Raw genomic sequence first — 19,197 nt, forward strand, 5'->3', positions numbered from 1 at the left:
TGGCTGCTTTTATTTAGTCAGACTTTTAATTGGAGTCAGGAATATTTTCCTGAACTCCACTTCAGATCCTTCTGCCTGGATAGCAATTTGTCCCTTTTCTGCAGTACAGTTATAACCATAATTGACCGGGTCGCCGTTTACCCAGACCTTGATCTCCTTTCTAAAACATTCGATCACCATGGTATTCCATTCTCCGACAGGTTTTTCGGAATTATCGGTGAGGTTTTTAATATTCCTTAATTTGTCCTCGGTGCCTCCCCAGTTTTCTTTGGGACCGCGCCGTGCTTCCATATCGGGTGTGGTAATGTCTTCAATAATACACCAGAAATCTCCGGCATTCTGGTGTTCCATCTGGACTTCAATCGAAGCAGGAAACATCTTATACAAGGCTCGCGGGGTGGATGCATGTACAAGGACACCGCAGTTACCGGGTGCAGCAGCAAACCTGTATTCAACCTCAAGACGGTAGTTCGAATACACGGAGTCGGTGAGGAGATGTCCCCCGGGTGTACCTAAGCTTACAAGCATCCCGTTTCTGACAATAAAAGGCACGGTTGTATCCGGATTGCTATCCAGTGCAGGTACGTCTATGTGCCAACCGGAAAGGTCTTTACCGTTAAAGAGATTTTTGCCTGTGTCAGTATTTTTGCAGGAAAGGAATAGTGGTAATACGATCAGCAATAGAAACCAAAATGCTTTCATGTTATGATTGTTTGACTGTGAAGTTAACAAAAGGAATTGGCAGGTCAAAGGGGTTCAGCGAACCCGATGAGAATTCCTTCAGGTCCCCGGATGTAGCAGAGCCTGTAAGTATTCTCGTATTGAACTACCTCACCCACCAACTCTGCACCATGTTTCCGGAGACGGCTCAACACATCATCAATGTCGGACACCGCGAACATAACCCGGAGATAGCCCAGCGCATTAACAGGAGCATTCCTGTGGTCGCCGATAACAGGAGGATTGATAAAACGGGAGAGTTCAAGCCGGCTGTGCCCGTCAGGTGTGACCATCATGGCAATCTCGACGCACTGTTGTTTGATTCCGGTGACCTTCCCGGCCCATTCTCCTTCAATAACCATGCGTCCTTCGAGTAACATACCCAGTTCGGTAAAAAAGGACACAGCTTTATCGAGGGATTCAACCACGATGCCTGTATTGTCCATTCGAAGGAGTTTACTTTCTGTCACTATCTTATCTTTTATGAAAGATAAAACATCAATGACATCAAAAAGGTTGTTTATACCTGCTTTTCTAGTCCCGTTGCTTAACAGTTATAGGTTGAAACTTACTATCCTGAGAGCCAACTGAAAGTTCGCCGATGATTGCCCTGATTTGCAGCGAGTAGTTCATTCACCTCACCAGGGTCATTGTGCGTTTATAGGGTTTTTCTCCAAAGCCGAGATCTGCCCTTGGAGGTAAATAAGAAGTACTAAAGATGATCTGTACCTCCACATCATGTATTCCCAGTTGCAAACCTCCCGGTTTTTTCACCTGCAGGATGGCTGTATTCAGACTGCTCCATTGCACATCGGGATAATCCGCGAAACTATCCTGGGCATATTGTTTTCCGTCAATCAGCCATGTAATCTGATCGCCTTCAAATTTTTCACCGTCAACGATAACCGTTGTAGGCCTGAGTTGGGGAAGCCACACACCCCTATAGTAGGTTAACCTTATAGGTACCTGGAAACCGCTGATGGTATTGCTCTCTTTTATATTGCGGAATCCCCTGGCTTGTATATTCGGATATTCTAACATTTCTTTTAATTTTTAAGTTAAATTCTGAATTTTGAACCTATACCTCACCCAGCAGCCGCTTCATCATGACATGCTGCCTGCGTACCTGGTCAGAAGCATGATCAGGGATACTGCCTGTTCCCCCTTCATAGTCCTCAAACTCACTTAGAAGATACCCTTCCCATTTTTGGTCAACCAGAATTTTAATGATTTCGTCATAAGGAATATTTTCTTCAGTCAGGTCGTCCTTCATATGACTGAATTTGGCGTGGCAGCAATAGGTGTATTTAAGATACGGTATCATTTCTTCAGGTGTGCTTGGAGTGAACTTCATACCTGGAATTGCCATCGGTTTTTTATTAAACACACTGAAATCAATATTAATACCGAAATTCCTGGTACCTGTTTTCTCAATGAAGTTAATATAATCATCTACCATTTTAGATTTCAGGGCAGTCGGTACATGTATTTCGGGACACATTCTGAAATCATATTCCTCAGCAACGGGTAATGCCATTTTAATGAACTCCTGCCAATTTTCAACCGGTTAAAGGGTTTCATCAATCACTCCCAGTTTGGTACGGCCAACTTTGAATCCCAGGCGGTGAGCCAATTTTATGTCACGAACAAGCATATCAAACGATTCCTGGGTAGAGAGCAGTCGGCCGGGTTGACGGCGGGAGTCTACCCAGTGACCGTATTCAGCAGGCACAATGCTGTACTTGTTCAGCATGGTGAACCACCACTCCACCCACTCGTCGGTTGGATGCGGATAATTGGGAATATGACCATTGGCAAGGATTTCAACACCCTCAGCTTCCATATCATTCATATCAATGAAGCAATCCTCCATGGTCATGCTTACGCCATACATTCCTGTATAGCTGTAGATGGAAACTCCACGTTTGGGTTTTCCGTTGAATTCTGCCTTTGGAGCCGAATATCGGGTAGCAGGGGATTTACTTTCACGTTCTGCCGCAAACAAGCCTGAGGATGGTATTGCCGAAATAGCAGCAGCACCTGCAGCAGTTTTCAGGAAATCTTTTCTGTTTATTTTCATCATACCTTTTATTAATGTTTGAGGACACAGGATGAATGGTGAAACAAATGGTATGGGTAATGCAGCATTGTTTCTAAGTATCTCAAATTTAAAATAAGTGACGAAGAAGAAATTATCAAATAGGCACAATTATTTATCAAAACAGGCAAAACAATCATATCAATCTTTATTAATTTGGCATTATCCGAAAAAAGGAAATAATGATTCCGACTTACGATCCGTTGATGCTTGAGTCAAATTTGTTTCGTACATGGGGCGAAGTGGTAAAACCTTACATCCACCATTTCTCAAAAGTATTTCATATAAACAGGATCGAAGATTTTATCAGGAATGTTCCCGCCGGGGTCGACAATACACCTTACAGGCTGACGGTTTGCCAGTTCGTTTTTTTAACTGCTGGAAAATGTACGACAAGTAAGGGCCTTTCAAAGTTTGAATTTGAAAGAAATACCTTTTTCATTGTTCCTGCCTATGAGATCAAAAGTCATGATAATATGAGTTCGGATGCCTGCGGTTATTTCTGTTATTTTAACCCGGAATTGGTATTGTTACATTCAGGAATAAGCGATTCTTTGACTGAAATTCCTTTCTTAACCATTAATGGAAATCCGGAAATTCACGTAAGCACCCAGGCAAAGGATAGTATAGAAACGATCCTGAACAGGTTGGAAATGGAGTACGCAAAAGGGAAAGATTGCCGGCAAGAGGTGTTGCAGGCGTATCTCAGGGCCTTGTTCGTAGAATTAAGACCGTTTGCAGCGACCGGACACATGAATAAGGGAAATGATAATTATCGTTTAACCGAGCAGTTTTGCCGTGATTTGAGCCTGCACATATACGAATATCATCATATTGATGATTATGCAGCTAAATTAAAAATATCAACAAACCGTCTGAATAAAATTACGAAGGAGGTCACGGGAAAAAGTGCTGTTGATCTGCTACATGATATGATCCTGCTTGAGGCCAAAGTACTTTTGAGGCAAACTTCTCTGAGCATTTCCGAAATCACATACAAACTGGGGCAAAAACACGTAAGCAATTTTACGCGGTTTTTCAGGCATAAAACCGGTTATGCCCCGGGGGAATATCGGAATGAAGGGGCTGACGACTGGAGGTGATGCTTACTATCCGAAGAACCAACTGTAAGTTCGCCGATGATTGCCACATTCCCGATTGCCTCAACAGCCTCAAGTCTGATATACCTGGCAGTCTGAGGTGTAAATTGCGCATGCTTTACCGATTGGTCAGGGGACCAGTTGCCGCTTGAAACGAATGAAAAATCTTTTCCATTGCTGCTCACCGATATCCTGTAAGAGGTTATGTTGCCGGTTGTATTGCCGGGTTCCCGACGGGGTAGATACAACAGCAAATCTATATGGCTGTATATTTTACCGAGGTCAAGAGTTATCGACTGGGGCATGACGGCATCAGAAACCCAGAGAGTCTGGTACCGCGGGCCCTGTGCTCCGTCGTTTAATCCATCAATAGCTAATAATGCGTTGCCGCTGGTTGCTGAGGATGAAACAGGTGTAATTGGATGGTTTACAACAGGAGGCTGTGCGGGCAGCGGAGGTCGCGACAAATCGGGTTTCCATGCCTTTCCGATTTCGGCAAGCCTGTCAACAATGGCCTTATCAAAAACACCGTTTCGATTGGGCGGGCAGTTTAATATAAAGTTTGTATACAGCGGTTCCAGCCGGTTAAGGTGAGCAAGGATGTCGTCCAGGCTTTTCAGTTTCATAATATCAGTTGAAGATGCATCCCAGAACCAGTCGTTTGAAATGGTTTGTCCCTGGCTGGCCGCAAGGGTATTGCCATCGGGAGCGACAATTTTAATGGGCTCCTCGAAATATATGATATCCACATCCCATGGGATGCCTCCGTTATGGTCAATGACCAGGCAGTTTGGCTGAAGTTTTTTTATAAGTCCACGGATTTCCTGGTAAGGGATCTGTTTATGGCCCATTTTCCACATATAGCCATCCATCACAAAAATGGGGATTTCACCGTATTTTCCGCCAAGGAGCTCGGTAATCTGTCCCAATATATAAGGCTTAACTTTTGGCCAGTCGATGCTGTCGGATTTATCATAAGGACCGCCGATGCCATTGGCAACGTCCCAGATAGAAAAGTACAAACCCGGGAGAATTCCTTCAGAGCGGAAGGCATCAACATATTCGCGAACCACATCACGATCGGGGACTGAGCTCTGAGCTATGGTATATGGTTCTTTTCCGTTAGGTGGTGTTTGTTTGGATGGCCATAAAGCAAATCCGTCATGATGTTTCGTGGTCAGCAGGGCAAATTTGATGCCTGCGGATTTGGCAGACCTTGCCCATTGCCTGCAGTCAAGGTCAACCGGGTTGAAAATCTTTGGATCCACGCGGTCATTGCCCCAGCCAGGGTGATAGGTATTGATATTGAAGTGGATGAACATGCCGAACCGCATATCCACAAATTCGCTCTGAAGCTGCTGAAGCGGTTTGGTTTGGGCATCCGCAGGCCTGTAAAAGAATGCCACAACAAAAATTAAAACAATAGGAGCTAGTAGTTTTTTCATCTGAAATTTGCTGTTTTATTAACTTCTTTAGTCGTTGTTCCTTGTTCAGTGTACTCCTTACTCACTTAACTCATGAATTGGCGTTAAGAAGATTTTTCTGAACTCCACTTCGGAACCTTCAGCCTGGATGGCTATATGGCCCCTGTCTGCCGTGCAGTTGTAGCCATAATTCACAAGATCCCCGTTAACCCATACCTTGATCTCCTTTCCGACACATTCGATCACCATCGTGTTCCATTCTCCCAAAGGCTTTTCAGAGTTGTCTGTAAGATTCTTTATATTGCGGAGCTTATCCTCGGTACCGCCCCAGTTCTCTTTGGGACCACGGCGTGCTTCCATATTAGGTGTAGTAATATCTTCGATGATGCACCAGAAATCACCGGCATTCTGGTGTTCCATCTGGACTTCAATGGAAACAGGGAACATTTTATATAAGGCTCTTGGTGTGGATGCATGTACAAGAATTCAGACAGTGTTACATTTAATTTGGCTTAATAGGCTATAATATAAGTGAAGATATCCATTCCTGCTGTTAAAAACACGGTTAATTACATGAAGTTTGGAACAGCAGATAACTTTACAATTAATGAAGTGTTTTATCCGCTATGGAACCTGTTCAGCAAAAATGAAGTTTTATGAATACAACGAAAATATGGGCAAACCTGGGTGTAGAGGATTTGGATCGCACAACTGATTTCTATACAAAAATTGGATTTATACCTAACGGAAGGTCCGAGGAATTAACAAGCTTCCGGGTTGGAGAAGAAGAATTTGTTATCCATTTCTTTTTGAAAAATATTCTTAAACATGGGATCGGGGGTGAAATTGCCGATCTTAAAAATGGGAATGAAGTGATTTTTTCTCTTTCAGCGGATACTAAAGAAGAAGTTAATAACTGGGAATCCGAAGTCAGGAAGGCAGGTGGAAACCTGATATCCACTGCAGCAGAATTCGGCGAGGGTTATTATGGTTTTGTTTTCGCCGATCCTGATGGACACAGGTTTAATATTTTTTATATGTGATGAAGGAACGCTCCTGACCGTTATGGTTAGTTCTATGGATTTTTGTTAACTTTAATTGCCATTCTTCAGAAAATCAGTTTGGAATAATAAACTACTATGTCGTATTATAAAATCTGTACGTTTCGGTTATGAAACCACCCTTGAAAAAGATTTACGGGATGATTTTTTTATTGACTTTGATTCAAAGTCTCTATGCGCAAAAATTCACCAATTATACGGTAGCTTCCACTTCAGGCCAGCTGTCAAACAACTATATATTAGAAATTGAAACGGACAGAAAAGGGAACATATGGTTTGGTACCGGGGAAGGAGTTACAAAATTCGATGGAACAAACTGGATAACCTATAATGTGGATTCAGGGCTGATTGCAAAAAATGTGCAAGCTATTAAGGAGGATATTCATGGTAATATATGGGTTGGGACAGCCGACCTGGAAAATGAAACAGGTGGAGTCTCCAGGTTTAATGGCCATCAGTGGATCAGTTATGATACGGATAGTTTGGTCAGTTATTATGTCGATGTCATTCAAAGTGACTCAGCGGGTAATCTATACTTTGGTTCAAGCGCCGTCTTTTATGATATGATTTTTGAGCTTCCGGAAGGTGGTATCACAAAATTTGACGGGAATAGCTGGACAACGATTCTGAAAAAAGAGAATTTCCTCTTCAGGGGCCTTGATATTAGTCGGGAAGGCAGTATCTGGATTGGCAGCAGCCTGGTCCGGGATGTATTTGCTGATACTATTCCGCCACCTTCCATCAGTGTAATTAGTATTAACCGGAATGATACAAATGAATTTACGCCGGCAGACGGATTACAGCGTGAAATAATCAATTCTCTGCTGATTGATAAATCGGGCAGCATTTGGATAGCAACGGACAAAGGTGTGTCGGTATTTGATGGAATTAACTGGACTACATATACCGATGAAGATGGCCTTGCCAATAATTTTGTATTGGATATAGCCATCGATAGTGCAGGAAACAAGTGGTTTGGCACGTTTGACGGTGTCTCGGAGTTCGACGGCACCAGCTGGACGAATTACACTATGCAGGATGGCCTGGCAGGCAATTTGGTTATGTCAATCGCAGTGGATTTAAAAGGAAACAAGTGGTTTGGAACCGGGGATGGTATTTCGGAAATGAAGGCAGACATAGTTTCATCCGCAACAGGTAAAACAGAAACGGATTCTGTTTTTTTATACCCAAATCCTGTTACCGACAACCTTACTATTTTGATACCCGGCATAAGCAAAGAAGCATCCCTGTCTATTTTCGGCCTGAACGGCATTGAAATCTACTCATCAAAGATTTTTACAACTTATATCAACATCAGCACAAGTCAATTTCCTTCAGGATTCTACTTAATCCGGGTGGTAACAGATAATGGAGTTATCACCAGGCAGTTTTTAAAGAAGTGATACCTGGGGACAGAACAAAATGAAAATTATTATGTTAAAGCACCTGCGTTAGGTAAATGCATTATAAATTAAATGTATAACAGTTATGAAAAAATTAAATTGCAGAGATGTAGGGTTTGACTGCCCTGGTGTTATCAGAGCTGATTCAGTAGAAGAAGTATTATCACAGGCAGCTCAACATGCCCTGAAAGTTCATGGTGTCAAAGTGACAAAAGAAATGGTTGCACAAATCAAACCGCTTATCACAGAAGAAGCAAAAGTGTAAAAACCACATTTTGTCCGGATTCTTTTGTTTGGGCCGCTCCGCCTTTTCAAGCGAGCACAAAATGTAGAACGGTCCAAATAATTACCCGGTATTCATTCAGTAATTTCCGAAACTGCCATAGCAAATAATTCTAACGCAAATCTTCAGAGTTTTATTAATCTGGTATTGACAACCAGTTTATCCTTGTTAAATTCAATCATCAGGGAATAAATCATGCGAACATGATATGGAACTGAAACGAAGTTCGGACGAGGCTCTGCCTCGTTCGGACTATTTTTACAGGCTCTTGCCTGTTATCCCGGATTTGTTCAGAGTCATTTCACATTTAGTGCAGTATACATTATAACTTGTCATTAGGTCAGCAAAAAAACCTTTAGAAATGGCGACTAAACTCATCCATTTTTGTTAATTCAAATTAATAAATGATATTTAATTAGATCATGCTTATGAGAAAAAAATATTTGAGAAAAATTAGTGTGGTTCTTTATCTCAGTCATTTGCACATTACCGGCAAGCGTTTTATTTGCTCAAACGGCAAATTCTGAAGAGGAAAAGGCGATTAAGGATGTTCTGGGTCGATTTTATGAGGGTTGGAATACTCATGATGTGGACAAGATGATCTCGGTTTATGCCGAAGACATAGACCATATTAATACACATGCTCAATGGCATAAGGGAAAGGCAGCTATTAAAGACGATCTCATTCAATTTCATTCAGGGCCGGGGAAAAATAGCTATAAAACCTACACCATTGAAAAAATAAGGTTTATCAAGCCTGATGTTGCAGTAGTTCAAGTACGCTCAATAAGTTCTGTGGGCAATATAGGAACATACGTCATGAGTAAGGAAAAAGGTAAATGGCTGGTAGTGAGTTTCACAAACGTAGAATACCAACTTCAGTAGGTGATTTGAAAAGGTGAAAATTGATTACTTGCTTCGCTTCGGGACGAGCGCCCTATTTTCATTCGAGCATGATATGGGTTGTAACGAAGTTCGGACGAGGCTCTGCCTCGTTCGGCCTATTCTTACAGGCTCCGCCTGTTGACGGTTATTATTAGATTCAATCCATACTTTTCAACTTTTTTTTCATTCTTAATCAAAAATTATATCTTTGCACTCCTCAAAACCGGAAAAACACGCCAAATACGTGCCATAAGGTTTTGAAAAGTTCCGTAACTATTTGATGGCGAGGTAGCTCAGCTGGTTAGAGCGCATGATTCATAATCATGAGGTCGGCGGTTCAATCCCGCCTCTCGCTACGCCGAAATTAAGCATGCACCCGGCCTTTGGCCGGGTTTTTTTATGCCCCTGCGGCATTGAAAAGCTCGCTTTTCATATGCCTCAGGGGCATAAAAAAATAACCCGAAGGGTGCATGCTTAATTTCGGCGTTAAGCACCCCCTAACCGGTGATCACGAAGTAATCCCGACTCTTTAGCAGTTAAGTAATAAGGAATTTAAGGCCTGAGAGATTTGGTGCATGCTTAATTTCGGCGTTAAGCACCCCCTCACCGGTGATCACGAAGTAATCCCGCCTCTTAGCAATTAAGTAATAAGGAATTCAAGGCCTAAGGGATTGAGAAGGATTAAGCCGGTTAGCCATGGAGTGGCGATATCTTTGTAGTATTTTTATGTTTAGAAGCGCCGGAGCCACGCTAGTGGCGACATCTTAAGATTTCGCCACTAGCGTGGCTCTGTGTTTGGAAAACCTTACTACTACAAAGATATCGCCACTAACGTGGCTATTGCTTAAACCTTCGGTTTAAGCCTCTTGTAAACCTAATAAGTAGCAATTTGGCCAGGGCTGATCAGCTTATGCTCTTTATATGACATGACAAATCATTGGGTATCAATTTAAATTATTATTTTTGAATTATAACCCGTTAAGAAAATGAGCAAACAACAGCAAATATCAAATATACCTGATGAACTAATAATGAACAAGGTATTGCTTATTAGAGGATTTAAGGTAATGATTGATAGTGATCTAGCTGAACTTTATGGTGTTACAACAAAAAGACTAAATGAACAGGTAAAGCGCAATAATAAACGCTTCCCGATTGATTTTATGTTTCAGTTAACAGATGAAGAAAAACAACAGGTGGTCGCAAATTGCGACCACCTGCAAGGTCTTAAGTTCTCACCTTATCTCCCTTATGTTTTTACTGAACATGGCGCAGTAATGCTTGCCAGTGTTTTGAATAGTGAACGAGCTATCCAGGTAAATCTACAAATAGTTCGAGTTTTTATTAAGATGCGTGAAATGTTGGCTACGCATAAAGATATCCTGAGAAAATTGGATGAAATTGAAAGAAATTATACTGACCATGACGAAAAAATCATGCGCATATTTGATTATATGCGACAGCTGGAACAAGCCCGGCAAGAGGAATCGGAATTAAGAACCAGACCAAGAATCGGGTATAAAAGAAACAATGAAGATTAAGATTTCACCCAATCTTCCAGTCCATGAAAAGTAAATTGTTTTTCCGAACGCCTCTCACCACCCCCTCACCGGTGATCACGAAGTAATCCCGACCTTTAGCAATTAAGTAATAAGGAATTTAAGGCCTAAGAGATTTTGGTGCATGCTTAATTTCGGCGTTACCTCTCTATACCGGTGATCACGCAGTAATCACACTTCTAATGTTACTTCCATGGAAATCAGGCAGAGCCTGATGGCATAATCCGACCGAGGTGGAACCTCGGCCGAACTTCGGAAAAAAAATAACCCAAAGGGTGTATGCTTAATTTCGGCGTTAAGCACCCCCTTATCAGTGATCACGAAGTAATCCCGCCACTATAGCATCTTCCTTGGAAATCAGGCAGAGCCTGATGGCATATTCAGAACAAGGCAGAGCCTCGTCCGAACTTCGTATTTAAATAAAATTGTGTAAATTGCTAATGAGAATTCTTTGACAGAAGATTGAAACCAAACTAAAAACCTAAATCCCGGTTCTCATGAAAACCTTTGCTAAACTTTTTGCCCTCTTCATCCTGACTGGGATTCTTATGAATTGCAGGCAACAACCCAAAGAATACCAGGTATTTGCTTTATATTTCTGTAATGAAGGAACGTCGCTCGCCAAAGAGGCTATAATCGGCTACAATGGAAATGATAGCGTGGAATGGCCTAATTATTTCTGGCTTCTCAAAGATCCTGATGGCCGTAATATCCTTGTAGACGCAGGTTGGATCGATTCAACACATGTCACCAGGAAATTCATCAGGCCGGATTCCGTTTTGCTTCAGCTGAATATAGGTCCCCAGGAAATATCAGATATCATTATAACCCATCCGCATTATGATCATATCGGCGGAATCAGTCTCTTCCCAAATGCCCGGGTATGGATGAACCAGGATGAGTATGAATATTTCGTCGGGCCTGCATGGAAGGAAGGAGGCGATTCGACAGGATTTACAAGGCAGGATGTAATCAATATTGAAACCATTAAGAAACAGGGCAGACTTAAGCTGGTGAAGGGAGATGACATAGAAATCATGCCGGGAATTAAAGCATATACGGGTTCTACGCATACCCATGAAGACATGTACCTTTTAATTAATCCGAATTCAGAAAGAAACAAAATTCTTCTTGCATCGGATGCCGTTTGGTTTTATATAAACCTGGAGAAAGAGCTACCAGTCTCCTTATGTGCCGATACTGCAAAATATGTGAACGCAATGAGAAGAATGAAAACCCTTGTTTCTGATCAGAATCTTATTATCCCCGGGCATGATATCGGTGTAATGTCAAGATTTCCCAGTGTGAACGATCGAATTGTCAGGATTAAGCAAGGTAAGCAACAAAATCCTTGATCCCGGGAGTTTTCATAACCCCTGTCCACCCGACACCTCTATTCGCTGACCGTTTATCCAGTAAGCCTCCGGCGTGCATAAAAAAGCCACCACGCCCCCGATATCATCGGGCAATCCTACCCTGCCAAGGGCAGTTATACTGGCTATCCGGGCATTGATCTCTTTGTTGTCTCGCGTTCTGCCACCCCCGAAATCGGTTTCAATGGCGCCCGGTGCAACCACATTTACCCGGATGCGTCGCTCGCCAAGTTCTTTTGCCAGGTAACGGGTAAGTGTTTCAACCGCGGCTTTTGCCGAGCCGTATACCGATGACCCGGGCATGGTCACACGCGCAAGGCCTGAAGAAATATTGATGATTCCACCGCCGTCATTAATGAATGGGAGAGCTTTCTGGGTCAGGAAAAAGACTCCTTTATAATGAATATTGATAATGGCATCAAACTGGTCTTCGCTTGTTTCAGTAACAGGCTTATATAATGCAGTTCCGGCATTATTGATCAGAAAGTCGAATTTGGGTTGTCCGTATGCTGATTGCAGGTAATCAGCAACCTCTTTAATAAAACCATCAAACCATTTCACATGGCTTGTATCCAGCTGAAAAGCCCTTGCTTTTTGACCTGTAGATTGTATTTCGGCAACAACGCTGTCTGCAGCCTCTTTATTCGTATTGTAAGTAATCACTACATCCAGTCCCCTGCGGGCGATGGCCAAAGCCGTATTTTTACCAAGTCCCCGGCTACCCCCGGTAATCAGTGCGATTTTTTTGTTATTCATTAATGAATTGTTTTAATTGACAACAAAACATTTGAATATTGGTTTCCGGCTGAATTTAAGCCTATTCAATAAGAATTTTAAAATGGCTGCAGAATTTGTCTGAATATACATTTAGCAGATAAATACCCCTGGGAAACCGTGAGACATTGATTTCTATCCGGGATTGATCAAAATCCGGCTGATTGGTACACATAATCTTTCCGGCCAAATCCATAATTTCAATAAAAATTCCATGCTGTGCCTGCTCCTTAAAATTAATGAAAACCGATCTGCTCGCCGGATTTGGGAATATCAGAACCTTACCAGTATCTTTATCATCATTTATGTCAGAAATCTGATCCTTTGTCTTAAATTTCCACAAACCGCTGAAGACTGTTGTGTCACCATCGGTTACGCTTACTCTCCAGTAATATACCGAATCATAATTCAAACCATTTAAATTATAAGTGGTATCATTTGTCTCCACTTTATTGATAAGATTTAAGGAGTCATTGCCGAGATATAGATAATATACTAAATTGTCCGAATCCGGATCAGAACACGTCCAGGCCAGAGTAACATCCGGATCACAATCCTGAGTATTATTTTCAGGGTAAATAAGTATCGGAATGGATGGACTTGAATTTTTCTTTGTTTTGAAATCCCAAACTGGTCCGTATCTGGAGGTGTACCGGTCGGTTACCTTTACCTGCCAAAAATAGGTAGTATTATAACTGAGATTTTGAACCGAATAGTTTTTATCAGTTGAATTTTCAGCTAAAACCTTCAGACTGTCACGTTGATTCCCAAAAAGTACCTCATATTTCAGGGTATCACCATCTGCATCTGAAGTCATCCAGGACAAACTTACATTTTTATTGATTCCTGTTGATTGCTGAACCGGGTAAATGCATTCGGGAACCGTCGGCGGTGTATTAGGCTTGGTTGAAGACCAATAGCTTTCACCCTCATCGTTGATGGCCTTTACCCGCCAGCAATAAGGATCCACTATCCCGGACGTATTAAAAACGAGTTTTGTATCCGATGTTAATGTATCCAAGACCAAAGAATCGAAGCTGTCATCGCGGGAAAGCTGAAACCGGTAATTTACAGCGTTCTCTTCGGTTTCCCACAAAAAAATGGAGTCATCCACCGATGGCAACAATTCAGGCTTAAAATTCATTGAAATTATTCTTGTTTTCATTTCACCTAAGCCGCGTGTTGCATCTGCAAACGATTTAAAGAGCGTTTTCAGGCCCGTTTGTTCGTACTGCTGCATCAGGTAATTAAAATAGGCGAACTCCACATCAGTCAAAGGCCGGTCAAACATTACAATCATGCCGGCATGGAATTTCTTTTGGGTGTTGGGAAATTCGGGATTACGTTTACCTTGAGAATTAATAATATCCTGAATTGTCTTTGTTGATATGCCACCGATTGAAGAAAAAATGGCAGTGCCCCATCCGTAATAAGCAAAATTTGGGTCTTTGAGCGATTTAAATGGTTTATTCAACTCATTCGCCGGTTTTAAACCCATCAGATACAATTCAAGATCATTAAAATAGTTACAAGTATCGGTTTGCGGCAGGTACGTACACTTGTAATAATTATCACCGATGTAGCTGATATCACTGAAAATTCCCCAGGCAACTCCAAACCCTGATGAGTTGCCTTCAACTGCTCCCCAATGGCCTATGCCAAAATATAAACTATCGTTTAAAAAAACGGCCCACCTGTGTAAAATCTCATGGTTGAGAAGTCCAAGACTTCCTATAGGAAATATTTGGATAATGGATTGAAGTCCCCCATGACTTCCGTAATAATTACTATGATCATACAGATCCATACCAATTCCTGAAACAGAATTTGAGACAGTCGATGAAAAACCTGCCACCGACTCATTAATATTCCTTGCCAGAATCAGAAAATCCCTGTTATCCTCAAAGTATTTGTAATATAATTGGATGTTCCTTTCAATATTGAGCCCCTGATTCAGAATAGCCACCACGTAATCCGTATTGTCAATATTAACATCCACAACGGACCTGCTGATGTCAGGTATGGCTATAACAGCCGGATCAATAATGCCAAAAGTCATACGCATATTCATATAACCCTTTACCTTACTGCTATCGTTATAGATATACAATATATCGTTACCCGATACTGAAATAGGTGTGATTCCATAAACCTGAAACAGAGAAAAGTCCACGTTAATCAGAATGCTGTCTGAAGTATATTTTCCGTCATTTGCGGTTGCATCACCATTTAAACCATCATCTGTCAATATTAAACTGAATTCATGATCAACAGTGACCACCATATGGATTTCAGCCACATTCGTATCATAACAGTTTAAAATGATCCTTGTATAATCCTGGTTGTTCCTTATTACTAATGGTTGAAAATAGCCTTCTTGCGAAATTCCATACTGCTCAACACAGCAAGAAAGAATTAACAGAAGAACAATCCGGCTAACCATGTTCTTATTACTTAAATAAAGGGTTTAGGTAAAAATAAGGATATAATTTTCGGATAATTTACGGATAATTTACGGATAATTTACGGATTTTACTATTATCTACCATTAACAAAAAAATCCTTAATCAAAACTATAACAGATAATTACCAACCTAGATATCCCAATTTTGTTCACGGATTAAGCTTAAATTAGCATATCAAAACTCCATACATGAAAAAAAGATCAATCCCGCCTCTATGGTATCTTCCATGGAAATCAGGCAGAGCCTGATGGCATAATCCGACCGAGGTGGAACCTCGGCCGAACTTCGACACATTGAAATAAAACTCTTGTCTTTTCTCTTTGTTAATGCCAGTAATAAACCCTAATTCAATTAAAAATGCCGGCAATTGCAGCAACAGGTATCCGAAAATCGTTCGGGAAAAAAATTGTTCTCGACGGAATTGATTTAAGCATACGTAAAGGCACTATTCACGCTGTTTTAGGCCCCAACGGTTCCGGGAAAACAACCCTGATTAAGATACTGTCGACCCTGCTCAAAGCCGATGAAGGACAAATCATCCTGGCTTCCTGCGATGTAAACAAGGAACCTGAAAAGGTCAGAGAGCACATCAGTCTAATCGGTCAAAATGCTTCCGTGGATGAGGAACTTACAGGCTTTGAAAATCTGTTCCTCATTGCACGTTTGATGGGTTATAAATCCAGTGAAGCCCGCCAAAGAGCAAGTCAATTGTTGACTGCTTTTGAACTCAGGGAAGCATCGAACCGGTTGGTAAAGAAATACTCGGGTGGTATGCGCAGGAGATTGGATATTGCTGCCAGCATTGTCAAAATAACTGAAATTATTTTTCTAGATGAACCTACGACAGGGTTGGATCCCCGGAGCCGTAATGCATTGTGGAATGTGATCCGGAACCTGGCAAGAAAAGGATCAACTATACTTCTTACCACACAATACCTGGATGAAGCCGAGCAATTAGCGGATAAAATAACGGTTATTGATCATGGAAAGGTAATCTCGGAAGGAACAACCAATGAGCTAAAAGCCTCCGTAGGCAATAACCTGCTGCATGTTCATCTCGACGGTCTCAATGCAGAACACTACGAATCTGTTTTAGCCAACATGGAAAAAATTGCCGGTAAATTCACTCATGAACAGAAAAAGCTGTCTTTTCCTGTTACCGGACAAAAGCATGCCATACAAATACTTGAAAAGCTGGATCAAAACGAGGTGCCTGTTGCAGCTTTCAATCTTTCACGACCGGATTTGAACGAGGTATTCCTTTCCCTGACGGGAAAGCCCGGAAGAGAAGACAATTCAGATTCTTTGGAAAAAACAGAAGAATCGGTGGCTGAAATATCGGCAAATGAAATTCTCGATCATTCTTTACCTGAAAAGTATACCGGATTCTTCGGTAACAAATTCATGTTTGGATGGAGAAACCTCATTAAAATTAAACATATTCCCGAGCAGTTTGTGGATGCACTAATCACGCCCGTCATGTTCACGTTTATGTTTACGTATATTTTCGGAGGTGCACTTGCAGGATCAGTGACCAATTACCTGCAGTTTCTCATTCCGGGTATCCTGGTTCAGACATTGACTTTTAACAGTATGTATGCCGGTATAAATATCAACAACGATATTTCAAAAGGCATATTTGACCGGTTCCGCTCAATGCCCATCTGGTTACCTGCTCCACTTTCGGGTATATTCATCGGTGATTTCATCAGGCACCTGGTTTCAGGTACACTTGTTTTTGTATTCGGAATTATTTTAGGTTTCAGGCCCGATGCCGGAGTCGGATCGATAGCTGCATCCTTTGCCATTATGGTTTTCTTTGCGCTGAGCCTTTCCTGGTTTTTCTTAATTATGGGACTCACCATGAGAAGTGTTTCGGCGGTCATGTCATTTGGATGGATCATACTTATGCCCCTCGTTTTCATGTCGAATATTTTTGCCGATCCTGCAACCATGCCTGGTTGGCTGCAGTCGTTTATTTCGTGGAATCCGCTCGCATGGCAGGTGGATGCGGTAAGAGGATTGCTTAGCGGAAACAGCTCGTGGCCTGTTATTCTCAAAGCAATAGGTGCGTCTGCATTGTTAACGGCCATTTTGTTTCCGATAACCGTATGGATCTATAAAAAGGAAAGGTAATTCTTTTAAACTGACAGCCATGGCATTAAAAAGCATAAATCCATTTACCAACCAGGTAATCGGCGAATATGAAGAGTTTTCAGATGAGAAGGTTGAAATGGCTCTGAATCTAACTGTTTCCGCTTTTGAAGAATGGAAAAACTCATATATGGATCTCCGGAAATCACTTATGATTCAGGCTTCAAAAATTCTAATTGAAAACAAGGACGAATATGCCCGTTCGATCACCTCCGAAATGGGCAAACCTATCAGGGAATCTATCGCAGAAATTGAGAAATGCAGCTGGGTTTGTCAATATTATGCAGAGAATGCCGCCGATTTCCTCAGGCCTGAGATCATTCTCACCGATGCAACCGAAAGCTTTATCCATTATGAACCGCTTGGGCCGATCCTGGGCATAATGCCATGGAATTTTCCTTTCTGGCAGGTCTTTCGTTTTGCTGTGCCTACCATCATGGCCGGCAACACCGTGTTGCTGAAACATGCTTCGAATGTGCAACTATGTGCAAAAAATATTGAAAGTATTTTTCTCAAAGCCGGATTTCCGAAGGGTATATTTCAAAACCTGGTCATCGGATCCTCACGAATTGAAAAGGTTATCGAAAGTGATACAGTGAAGGCTGTTTCTCTCACCGGGAGTGAGGCTGCCGGAAGTAAAGTGGCGGAATGCGCCGGAAGGAAAATTAAAAAATCATTGCTCGAACTGGGTGGCAGTAACTCTTTCGTGGTACTTGATGATGCTGACCTGGATAATGCAGTTGAAACCGGGGTAAAAGCCCGGATGCAGAATGCCGGGCAAAGCTGTATAGCGGCCAAAAGGTTCATCATTCACGAAAAAATAGCCGATCAGTTTATTTCAATGTTCGATAATAAATTGCAGGGCTTGCGTACCGGTGATCCCGCTGAAAAGGATACAGAAATCGGACCATTATCGTCCGTTCAACAGGCAGAAACTGTTTGGAAACAGATAAGCCGATCGGTTGAGATGGGCGCACGGATCATAAGAGGAGGCCGGCCTGAAGGGGCCTTTTACCCCCCTACCCTTCTTGTTAATGTCAGGCCCGGTATGCCGGTGTTTGACGAAGAAGTTTTTGGTCCTGTCGCACCGGTCATTATTTCCAGGGACGAACAGGAGGCTGTTAATCTGTCAAACCTGTCTGATTTCGGATTGGGTGTTTCGCTGTTCACCGGCAATTATGAAAAGGCCATGTCATTAATCCCACTGTTCAATGAAGGTTCTGTATTTATCAACGCCATGGTGAAATCGGACCCCAGGCTTCCTTTTGGTGGAATCAAAAAATCAGGCTATGGAAGGGAGCTTTCGCAGCAGGGAATACGGGAGTTTGTAAATGTAAAAACGGTATATATAAAAAAACTGAACAATAACTTCTAATTCAATTTTCATCAGGCAGAATCTGCAGCAGAGTCAGCCAATTAGCAACTTGATATTCCGGGCTTTTTCTGTTGTAAAAAGCGGTGCCCCGTATGTTGACTAACCCAAATTCGCCACCTGATTTTTTTTGCTAAAACTCTCCCTTGTCTCACAACCGTCGCAATCCGTGCCGTGCGTCCCGGTTTTCCGCGCCATCCGTGGACAACCGCCCCGCATGGCAAGCTTTGAATGTCGTTTGTGCTTAAATTTGCAGCGTTGATTTATTCTTTAAAAATCGTTCACAAGGCTTCACAAAGATCACGAAGACTAAATGAGCCACTAGTAGCGGCAAATAAAAATATTTTTCAACCGGGGGTTACTTTTTAACGGTTCGAAGTATTAAGAAGTACCCGCATCTATTAGAAAATTTTCCCATTCATGAATCCGATTTTTCATTATCTTTAAGAATCCTTTAAGATACTGCCAGTCAATGCAAAGCGTAGCAAAAGCGCAAAGGTAGACGAAATCGGGTGGCTGGCGGTTG

Annotated in this window: 18 protein-coding genes and 1 tRNA gene; 10 read left to right on the forward strand and 9 right to left on the reverse strand. The window is 42.0% G+C overall.

The window, feature by feature from the left end; translation table 11 throughout:
* Positions 1-9: 9 nt before the first annotated feature.
* The 5 genes from VK179_16260 to VK179_16280 all read right to left on the reverse strand — a co-directional run bounded on the left by VK179_16260 (position 10) and on the right by VK179_16280 (position 2,800).
* A complete protein-coding gene (locus VK179_16260) occupies positions 10-702 on the reverse strand; it encodes a DUF1080 domain-containing protein (protein HLO60306.1) in 693 nt (230 codons plus the stop codon).
* 44 nt (positions 703-746) lie between these two features.
* The gene (locus VK179_16265; protein HLO60307.1) at positions 747-1,166 is read right to left on the reverse strand and encodes a VOC family protein; all 420 of its coding nucleotides are present in this window, start codon (positions 1,164-1,166) and stop codon (positions 747-749) included.
* 187 nt (positions 1,167-1,353) lie between these two features.
* The gene (locus tag VK179_16270; GenBank protein ID HLO60308.1) at positions 1,354-1,761 is read right to left on the reverse strand and encodes a DUF6379 domain-containing protein; all 408 of its coding nucleotides are present in this window, start codon (positions 1,759-1,761) and stop codon (positions 1,354-1,356) included.
* Between the two features lie 37 nt (positions 1,762-1,798).
* Positions 1,799-2,257 (reverse strand): hypothetical protein, encoded by a 459-nt coding sequence (locus VK179_16275; protein HLO60309.1) that lies wholly within the window; start codon positions 2,255-2,257, stop codon positions 1,799-1,801.
* A 30-nt stretch (positions 2,258-2,287) separates the two neighbouring features.
* Positions 2,288-2,800 (reverse strand): hypothetical protein, encoded by a 513-nt coding sequence (locus VK179_16280; GenBank protein ID HLO60310.1) that lies wholly within the window; start codon positions 2,798-2,800, stop codon positions 2,288-2,290.
* Positions 2,801-3,000: 200 nt separating this feature from the next.
* On the opposite strand from VK179_16280, the gene VK179_16285 reads away from it, so the two are divergent.
* Positions 3,001-3,921, forward strand: coding sequence for a helix-turn-helix domain-containing protein (locus VK179_16285; protein HLO60311.1), 921 nt, complete (start codon positions 3,001-3,003; stop codon positions 3,919-3,921).
* Here the strand turns inward: VK179_16285 and VK179_16290 are convergent.
* Together VK179_16290 and VK179_16295 are read right to left on the reverse strand one after the other, a co-directional pair.
* On the reverse strand, positions 3,873-5,363 hold the full coding sequence (locus tag VK179_16290; protein HLO60312.1) for an alpha-L-fucosidase: 1,491 nt from the start codon (positions 5,361-5,363) through the stop codon (positions 3,873-3,875). The genes VK179_16285 and VK179_16290 overlap by 49 nt on opposite strands.
* A 57-nt stretch (positions 5,364-5,420) precedes the next feature.
* A complete protein-coding gene (locus VK179_16295) occupies positions 5,421-5,828 on the reverse strand; it encodes a DUF1080 domain-containing protein (GenBank protein HLO60313.1) in 408 nt (135 codons plus the stop codon).
* Positions 5,829-5,998: 170 nt separating this feature from the next.
* On the opposite strand from VK179_16295, the gene VK179_16300 reads away from it, so the two are divergent.
* The 7 genes from VK179_16300 to VK179_16330 all read left to right on the forward strand — a co-directional run bounded on the left by VK179_16300 (position 5,999) and on the right by VK179_16330 (position 11,888).
* Entirely contained in the window at positions 5,999-6,385 is a 387-nt protein-coding gene (locus VK179_16300; protein ID HLO60314.1) for a VOC family protein, read from the forward strand.
* A 128-nt stretch (positions 6,386-6,513) separates the two neighbouring features.
* Entirely contained in the window at positions 6,514-7,806 is a 1,293-nt protein-coding gene (locus VK179_16305) for a two-component regulator propeller domain-containing protein (GenBank protein ID HLO60315.1), read from the forward strand.
* Positions 7,807-7,891: 85 nt separating this feature from the next.
* Complete coding sequence (locus VK179_16310) at positions 7,892-8,071, forward strand: DUF1059 domain-containing protein (GenBank protein HLO60316.1); 180 nt, start codon at positions 7,892-7,894, stop codon at positions 8,069-8,071.
* A gap of 474 nt (positions 8,072-8,545) precedes the next feature.
* A complete protein-coding gene (locus VK179_16315) occupies positions 8,546-8,974 on the forward strand; it encodes an SgcJ/EcaC family oxidoreductase (protein ID HLO60317.1) in 429 nt (142 codons plus the stop codon).
* Positions 8,975-9,256: 282 nt separating this feature from the next.
* Positions 9,257-9,330 (forward strand) — tRNA-Met (locus VK179_16320).
* Between the two features lie 630 nt (positions 9,331-9,960).
* Positions 9,961-10,515, forward strand: coding sequence for an ORF6N domain-containing protein (locus VK179_16325; GenBank protein ID HLO60318.1), 555 nt, complete (start codon positions 9,961-9,963; stop codon positions 10,513-10,515).
* Positions 10,516-11,030: 515 nt separating this feature from the next.
* Positions 11,031-11,888: an N-acyl homoserine lactonase family protein gene (locus tag VK179_16330; protein HLO60319.1), complete on the forward strand. Its 858-nt coding sequence runs from the start codon at positions 11,031-11,033 to the stop codon at positions 11,886-11,888.
* 12 nt (positions 11,889-11,900) lie between these two features.
* On the opposite strand, the gene VK179_16335 is transcribed toward VK179_16330, so the two are convergent.
* The gene (locus VK179_16335) at positions 11,901-12,662 is read right to left on the reverse strand and encodes an SDR family oxidoreductase (GenBank protein ID HLO60320.1); all 762 of its coding nucleotides are present in this window, start codon (positions 12,660-12,662) and stop codon (positions 11,901-11,903) included.
* 61 nt (positions 12,663-12,723) lie between these two features.
* Entirely contained in the window at positions 12,724-15,123 is a 2,400-nt protein-coding gene (locus tag VK179_16340; GenBank protein HLO60321.1) for a T9SS type A sorting domain-containing protein, read from the reverse strand.
* A gap of 379 nt (positions 15,124-15,502) precedes the next feature.
* Between VK179_16340 and VK179_16345 the strand changes: the two genes are divergently transcribed.
* Together VK179_16345 and VK179_16350 are read left to right on the forward strand one after the other, a co-directional pair.
* Entirely contained in the window at positions 15,503-17,281 is a 1,779-nt protein-coding gene (locus tag VK179_16345; protein HLO60322.1) for an ATP-binding cassette domain-containing protein, read from the forward strand.
* A gap of 19 nt (positions 17,282-17,300) precedes the next feature.
* The gene (locus VK179_16350; protein HLO60323.1) at positions 17,301-18,674 is read left to right on the forward strand and encodes an NAD-dependent succinate-semialdehyde dehydrogenase; all 1,374 of its coding nucleotides are present in this window, start codon (positions 17,301-17,303) and stop codon (positions 18,672-18,674) included.
* The last annotated feature ends 523 nt before the right edge of the window (positions 18,675-19,197 follow it).

It is taken from the genome of Bacteroidales bacterium, from assembly GCA_035299085.1.
Lineage (GTDB): Bacteria > Bacteroidota > Bacteroidia > Bacteroidales > UBA10428 > UBA5072.

Excerpts from the sequence above, each read along its gene's own strand:
- VK179_16260 (HLO60306.1), bottom strand. The coding sequence starts at position 702 with ATGAAAGCATTTTGGTTTCTATTGCTGATCGTATTACCACTATTCCTT.
- VK179_16265 (HLO60307.1), bottom strand. The coding sequence starts at position 1,166 with ATGGACAATACAGGCATCGTGGTTGAATCCCTCGATAAAGCTGTGTCC.
- VK179_16270 (HLO60308.1), bottom strand. The coding sequence starts at position 1,761 with ATGTTAGAATATCCGAATATACAAGCCAGGGGATTCCGCAATATAAAA.
- VK179_16275 (HLO60309.1), bottom strand. The coding sequence starts at position 2,257 with ATGGCATTACCCGTTGCTGAGGAATATGATTTCAGAATGTGTCCCGAA.
- VK179_16280 (HLO60310.1), bottom strand. The coding sequence starts at position 2,800 with ATGAAAATAAACAGAAAAGATTTCCTGAAAACTGCTGCAGGTGCTGCT.
- VK179_16285 (HLO60311.1), top strand. The coding sequence starts at position 3,001 with ATGATTCCGACTTACGATCCGTTGATGCTTGAGTCAAATTTGTTTCGT.
- VK179_16290 (HLO60312.1), bottom strand. The coding sequence starts at position 5,363 with ATGAAAAAACTACTAGCTCCTATTGTTTTAATTTTTGTTGTGGCATTC.
- VK179_16300 (HLO60314.1), top strand. The coding sequence starts at position 5,999 with ATGAATACAACGAAAATATGGGCAAACCTGGGTGTAGAGGATTTGGAT.
- VK179_16305 (HLO60315.1), top strand. The coding sequence starts at position 6,514 with ATGAAACCACCCTTGAAAAAGATTTACGGGATGATTTTTTTATTGACT.
- VK179_16310 (HLO60316.1), top strand. The coding sequence starts at position 7,892 with ATGAAAAAATTAAATTGCAGAGATGTAGGGTTTGACTGCCCTGGTGTT.
- VK179_16325 (HLO60318.1), top strand. The coding sequence starts at position 9,961 with ATGAGCAAACAACAGCAAATATCAAATATACCTGATGAACTAATAATG.
- VK179_16330 (HLO60319.1), top strand. The coding sequence starts at position 11,031 with ATGAAAACCTTTGCTAAACTTTTTGCCCTCTTCATCCTGACTGGGATT.
- VK179_16335 (HLO60320.1), bottom strand. The coding sequence starts at position 12,662 with ATGAATAACAAAAAAATCGCACTGATTACCGGGGGTAGCCGGGGACTT.
- VK179_16340 (HLO60321.1), bottom strand. The coding sequence starts at position 15,123 with ATGGTTAGCCGGATTGTTCTTCTGTTAATTCTTTCTTGCTGTGTTGAG.
- VK179_16345 (HLO60322.1), top strand. The coding sequence starts at position 15,503 with ATGCCGGCAATTGCAGCAACAGGTATCCGAAAATCGTTCGGGAAAAAA.
- VK179_16350 (HLO60323.1), top strand. The coding sequence starts at position 17,301 with ATGGCATTAAAAAGCATAAATCCATTTACCAACCAGGTAATCGGCGAA.